We start from the raw sequence: 5,873 nt of genomic DNA on the forward strand, positions 1-5,873 counted from the left end.
ACAGCACGGAGTGCTTACCAATGAAGAAGACCCTCGCAACCACCGCTGCTCTGCTCGCCTTCCTCGGCACCGCTTATGCCGCGACCGTTCAGGGCACCATTCAGGCCGTCGATCCGACGACCAAGTCGATCACCCTCGACGACGGCAAGATCTACCAGCTGTCGCCCGAAGCGACGATCGGGAAACTGAAGGTCGGCGCCAAGGTGGCGGTGACCGTCGATGACAAGACCGGCATCGTGACGTCGATCAAGAAGGCCTCGTAAGGCGAGGGCATCGTGCGTCGGCAGACCTGCTGACGCAATTTCAGACCCTGTTCCATTCTGGCCGGTCCTCCGGGGACCGGCCATTTTCGTGCCCTTCACCCTCGACGCCAGGCAAACCGCCGTCCCGGCGGCGCCGCTATGGTTTTTGCCAAAGAGCCGCGCTATCCCTTGGCCACCGGGGGATAGTCATGGCCGACGAGCAAAAAGGGTTTCGCCTGTCGCGGCGATTGCTGCTGGGTGCGGCTGTCGTCGGCGGCGCGGTGCTGTGGGGCGGCAACACGGTGGCGCGGCTGGCACGCGGACCTTCGGGGCCGAAGAACGCAGGACGGATAGCCGATATAGACGGCTTCGCGCTGCCTCTGAAGCCGCTGGACAATGCGCCGGCCTTCGATGCGTCACTGCCCTGGTCGGCAAAGGGTGGTGACATCAACGATGCCAGCGGCCTGTCGATGACGCCGGTCTACGGCGTGGTCGAGGTCAGCGGGGACGAGCACATCGCCAAGGCCCTGGCCTTCGCGCGTGCCAATGGGCTGAAAATATCGCTGGCCGCCATCCGCCATTCCATGGGCGGGCATGCCTTCGACGACAACGCGCTGGTGCTCGACCTCAGAAAGTTCAACAGGGTCACCGTCGATGCGGCGGCCAAGACCATGACCCTGCAGCCGGGCGCGCGCTGGCATGACATCCAGAACCTTCTGCATCCGCACTTCGCGGTGAAGGCGATGCAGTCGACCGACATCTTCTCGGTCGGCGGTTCGCTGTCGGCCAATGCGCATGGCATGGACCACCAGGCGGGTTCGGTGGCGGGCTCGATCCGCTCGATGCGGGTGATGCTGGCCGACGGTTCGGTGACGACCTGCTCGCCGACCGAGAACACCGATCTGTTCCGCCACGTCGTCGGCGGTTACGGCCTGTTCGGCGTGGTGCTGGAGGCGACGCTCGACATCGTCGACAACGCCGTCTACCGCACCTCGCGCGAAATCATCAAATCGGACGATTTTCCGGAATTCTTCGCCAAGGTGCTGGAGCCGAACAAGGATATCGGCCTGTTCTACGGCCATCTGTCGACGGCGCCCGGCAATTTCCTCGAGGACATGATCGTCTACCGTTACGACAAGGTGGCCGAGCGGCCGCCGGCCGATCAGCCCGAGATCGGCGAACCGGGATCGGTCGGGTTGAAGCGGGTGATCATCAACCTGGCGAAATGGGGCAGCCTGTTCCAGGAATTGAAGTGGTTCACCGAAAAGACACTGGAGCCGAAATTCGAAAGCTGCACGGTGGCGCGCACCTCGGCCATGGCCGAGGGCGAGGCCTGTCTCGTCACCCGCAACAACCCGATGCACGATTCGGTGCCCTATCTGTTCAACGATCAGATGGAAGAGACCGACATCCTGCACGAATATTTTATTCCGCGTGCCGCCTATGTCGAATTCATCGCGGAAGCGCGCGAGATCCTGCGCAAGCAGACGCTGCCGGTGCTCAATGCTTCGGTGCGCATCGTCCACAGGGAGGATGTGGCGCTGACCTACGCGCCGGAGCCGGCCTATTCGCTGGTGCTCTACGTCAACCAGCCGACCGATGCCGACGGCAATGCCAGGATGCGGGCGCTGACGCGGGCGCTGATCGACGTGACGATCAAGCATGGCGGGCGCTTCTTCCTGCCTTACCAGCTGCATTATACGGCCAGGGAATTGCTGGCCTCCTATCCCGAACTGCCGGCCTTCCTGGCGGCGAAGCGGCAGTATGACCCAACGGAACTGTTTTCCTCGACCTTCTACCGTGCCATCAAGGCGCTGAGCGGGGTGTCGTAAGAAGCAGGAGAACAGCCATGCGGATGGTATCGGCGGCGGCACTCACCCTCATCGCGCTGTGCGCCGGACCGGCCGGAGGCGAGGATCTCAAGGCCTTCAAGCTGACCATCGACGGCGTGACGGTCGATATCGATCCCGGCGAGAGCGCCGATGTGACGCTGCCCGGCGGCAAGCAGAGCAAGGTGACGCTCGCGCGCAACGACTTCGCTACCTTTTCCGGCAGCGATTTTTCCTTCGTCCACCCCAGCGGCATTTCGGTGACCAAGACCGATCTCGGCGATGACATCACGCAGTATCTGATGGCCTCGGCGCTGGGCACGATCGTCGTCGTGCAGGAGTATGGCGCCATGAATCCGGTGTCGCTCAACCAATTGATGCTGCAGGAGATGACCAGGCAATCGGTGCAGGCCGGCGCCAAGCTGACGCAGGGGCCGACCACGCGCAAACTCGCCGACGGCAAGGAATTGACCGGGATCCGGGCCGAGGTGAAGACACGCACCGACACCGCCGATTTCGAGATCGTCGGCTTCGGCCTGGCCGATCGGGGGCTGCTGTTCATCACCCGCATTGCCGGCGAGGATGCAGCGACCGAAAAGCCGCTTGTCGACAAGTTCTGGCAGAGCCTGAAAGTCAGGTTCAGGCCGGACTAGGATCGTGTCTCAGTTTGGATTTCGGCTGGGGTTTTGCGTAACGGCGGCTCAAGTTATTCTGAAGACCCCGGGTTGGAGATCCTGCAGCATGGCGAAGCTCATTTTCAGAATGAACCAGTCACTCGACGGCTATGTCGACCACCAGAAAATGCCGTCGGGCCCGACGATCTTTCGTCACTGGATAGAGCAAGTGCGCAATTTGAGCGGCAGTGTGTACGGTCGCGGCATGTACGAGGTCATGCGCTATTGGGACGAAGACAGTCCTGAGTGGAGCGCGGAGGCGCATGAATTCGCGGCGGCGTGGCGGAGCCAACCGAAGTGGGTTGTGTCGCGCTCTCTGAAGTCGGCCGGCCCTAACGCAACACTTGTCGCGGATGACGTCGAGGCGGTGATACGCGGGCTTAAGGCTAAGCTCGTCGGGGAGATTTCAGTTTCTGGACCAGGCCTGGCACGAAGCCTGACCGACCTTGGTCTTGTAGATGCGTACCAACTCTACCTCCATCCGTTCGTGCTTGGTCATGGCAAGCCATTCTTCGCCGGCCCCCGGCCGCCGCTTCGCTTTGTGGCCAGCGATTTGATTGGCGACGACGTGATCAGGTTGACCTATGTGCCTGCCTGATCACGCGGTCGTCGAACCGAGACGCCAGCGGGCCTACAGCCCCTTCGGCACCAGTCCGGCCAGCCAGTTCACAGAGCGCTTCGCGGCGTCGGCGGTTGCCGAGGCGGCGCGGCCGAGATCGGTCTTGACCACGGCGTAGCCGTTCTTGGTGCGATAGAGCACACCGGTTCCGCCATCGACCACCTGTTCATAGGCAACGGGCCGGGCGGCGTCGGCTTCCATGGCGGTCGTCGGCGAACCGACCGAGACGCTCGGCCGGTGGCTGAGTTCCGGCGGCAGCGGGCTTTCGGTTCTGACGACGCGGCTGGCGGGCTTCAATTCCGGGCGCGATGCGGTCGCGGCCAGCTGCGAAGAGGACGACGAACCCTTCGTGCGGCAAATGCCGGAGACGAGCGGATAGTTGAAATTGCGCTCGTGCAGCATCTGGCTCTTCATCGCCGCTTCGCACTCGGCGACGGTCGACCATTTGGCCGGCGTCTCGCCGATATATTCGCAAAGCTTGGCGTCGCAGTCGCAGCCGACAATGGTCATGGCGACAAGGGCGGTCTTGATCACGGTCTTGTCCCTTCGAGATGCCCCCCGGCAGCCCTTCCATTTCTTCCCATTCCTTCGCGCGCGAACAAGGCGGGATTTGGCCGCGATTGTGGAATGGGCGTGGCGGAGCCCAGGAAATGCCTAATCTTGGCCGGGCGTGACCGAAAGGCCTCAGTAATCGTAGACGTGTTCGAGCCTGGCGCCGGACTTGATCAGCGCCGGCAGCACGAGATGCAGTTTGCGCACGGCAACGATCATGCCGGTGCGGCGCGTGGATTGATCGGCCGGCAGCGGATAGCTGAACAGGATGTGCATGCCTTCGGGAATGGCGATCGTATCGGTGGAGAGCACCGTGGCCATGATCTCGTCATTGCCGCCGATCTCGACGAAGGAGACGCCCTTGTCGATCAGGCGCAGGATCATTTCGGTGAAGACCTGATAGCGCCTGGTGACGAAGATGGTGCCGTCAGCGCCCATGTCGCGTTCGAGCAAGGTGTCGGGCTCGTTGCGCGTGGCTTCGCCGACGGGCCCCTTGGCCCAGACATGGATGTCGAGCAAGGCGGGGTCCATCGTGGCAGCGAGGGCCTTTTTTATCAGGTCGGCATAGCCCTGCTTGATGGTGTCGGCGAGGCCGAACGCCAGCTTGCGTTCGCTGGTGCGGACGGAGCTGTCGCCCGGCACCGGCTGCACGGCAAACAGGCCGGCACGCTTGTCGGCATACGGGAACTGATACCAGGGCACCTGGTCGAGAAACGCGGCATAGTCCGCCGCGACCTTGGCCTGATAAATGTCGGCGGCGGTGCGCTTGGCCGTTGTCGCCTCGGTGATGCGGCCGACCGTGTTCTCATAGGCCCACTGCAATATATGCTCGATCGAGTGGCTGGTGCCGATGATGACCAGCATCTGGTGGTTGGCATAGTTGAATTTGTAGGGAGCGCTGGCGCGGATGACCATGGCGTAGTCCTGCCAGAAGCGGCCGATATAGGACCAGTAGGGGAAGCCGCTCGGCTGGTCCTTGTCGACGAAGCCGGCATATTCGCGTGCGGCGTAGACGATCGCCCATTCCGGATAGGTGAGGAAGGTTGATTCCTCCGGCCGCTGGTAGCCGGGGATCTCGGCGCGGACCTTGTCGGCCAGCGCCTTGGGCGGGGCGCCGTCGGCAATGCCGGGCAGCGGCGTCTTGTCGAGCGACGACGTCGTCAGGAAGCCGTAGCTCAGCCCGGCGATCGGGATGAGGATGACGACGACGATCAGCCAGAGGATCGTCTTGATGAGGCGCTTCAGCCAGCGGAACAGGAACATGCCCGATCAGGCCGTGGCGAAGTGGTCGTGTACGCGCCTGGCTAGCCGGAAGCCGACATAGACGGCGAAGCCGCCGATGACGATGTGCGGCAGGTTGGCGAAGAAGCGGGCCGGGAATTCGATATCGTTGAGAGAGCGGAAGCCGTTGATGAAGATACCGGCATCGAGGCAGCCGGAACCGGTGACCAGCCCGAGCACGCCGTCGAAAAGGTAGACCGAGCCGAACAGCTTGAAATAGAACACTGCCTGGCGGTGCGAGATGAAGGCGGCGGCCAGCGCCCAGACGCCGGAGAAGGCGTGCAGCAGATCATCGTACCATTGCAGCGAGAACAGGCCGAACAGATTGCCGTCGGCATCGTTGAAGGCCGGTATGTAGCCGATGGCGACGACGCCGAAGAATAGGAAGGCATAGGCAACGGCAAGCTTCTGGACGAGCGTCATGAAGTATCCCCCTTCTACAAGCCCATTTGTAAACGCTACTCTGCCGGCCGCCTGACGCGGTTTTCTGCGCTTCCGATGCTCACGGACTCAAAGGTCCGCTGCGCTTCGGTTCTCGAAAACCACGCCATCCGACTCGGCAGAGCGCGTTTTCAAACGGGCTCTGACCAGGCGATACTAACCGATTTTAGCGCGTGGAGAAGCGGAGCTCGCAAGATCGCCGCCAAAGGGCATCGGGGGGCCAAAAAGACAGTCG

The 5,873-nt window shown here is 62.6% G+C and carries 7 protein-coding genes; 4 read left to right on the plus strand and 3 right to left on the minus strand.

Annotated features, from left to right (window positions below; all coding sequences use genetic code 11):
* Positions 1-20: 20 nt before the first annotated feature.
* The 4 genes from EOA22_RS22250 to EOA22_RS22265 all read left to right on the plus strand — a co-directional run bounded on the left by EOA22_RS22250 (position 21) and on the right by EOA22_RS22265 (position 3,343).
* The gene (locus tag EOA22_RS22250) at positions 21-263 is read left to right on the plus strand and encodes a DUF1344 domain-containing protein (RefSeq protein ID WP_013530037.1); all 243 of its coding nucleotides are present in this window, start codon (positions 21-23) and stop codon (positions 261-263) included.
* 188 nt (positions 264-451) lie between these two features.
* Entirely contained in the window at positions 452-2,074 is a 1,623-nt protein-coding gene (locus EOA22_RS22255) for an FAD-binding oxidoreductase (protein WP_063168828.1), read from the plus strand.
* A gap of 17 nt (positions 2,075-2,091) precedes the next feature.
* A complete protein-coding gene (locus EOA22_RS22260) occupies positions 2,092-2,724 on the plus strand; it encodes a hypothetical protein (RefSeq protein WP_063168827.1) in 633 nt (210 codons plus the stop codon).
* An 88-nt stretch (positions 2,725-2,812) separates the two neighbouring features.
* Complete coding sequence (locus EOA22_RS22265; RefSeq protein WP_027162137.1) at positions 2,813-3,343, plus strand: dihydrofolate reductase family protein; 531 nt, start codon at positions 2,813-2,815, stop codon at positions 3,341-3,343.
* 33 nt (positions 3,344-3,376) lie between these two features.
* Here the strand turns inward: EOA22_RS22265 and EOA22_RS22270 are convergent, their stop codons facing one another.
* From EOA22_RS22270 to EOA22_RS22280, 3 genes are all read right to left on the minus strand, one after another.
* Positions 3,377-3,898, minus strand: a complete 522-nt coding sequence (locus EOA22_RS22270; RefSeq protein ID WP_023809774.1) for a hypothetical protein — start codon at positions 3,896-3,898, stop codon at positions 3,377-3,379.
* A 150-nt stretch (positions 3,899-4,048) separates the two neighbouring features.
* The gene (locus EOA22_RS22275; RefSeq protein WP_063168826.1) at positions 4,049-5,179 is read right to left on the minus strand and encodes a hypothetical protein; all 1,131 of its coding nucleotides are present in this window, start codon (positions 5,177-5,179) and stop codon (positions 4,049-4,051) included.
* Positions 5,180-5,185: 6 nt separating this feature from the next.
* Complete coding sequence (locus tag EOA22_RS22280; RefSeq protein WP_013530043.1) at positions 5,186-5,620, minus strand: DUF4383 domain-containing protein; 435 nt, start codon at positions 5,618-5,620, stop codon at positions 5,186-5,188.
* Positions 5,621-5,873: the final 253 nt, after the last annotated feature.

Origin of the sequence: Mesorhizobium sp. M7A.F.Ca.US.014.04.1.1 (assembly GCF_003998745.1) — a bacterium.
Lineage (GTDB): Bacteria > Pseudomonadota > Alphaproteobacteria > Rhizobiales > Rhizobiaceae > Mesorhizobium > Mesorhizobium ciceri.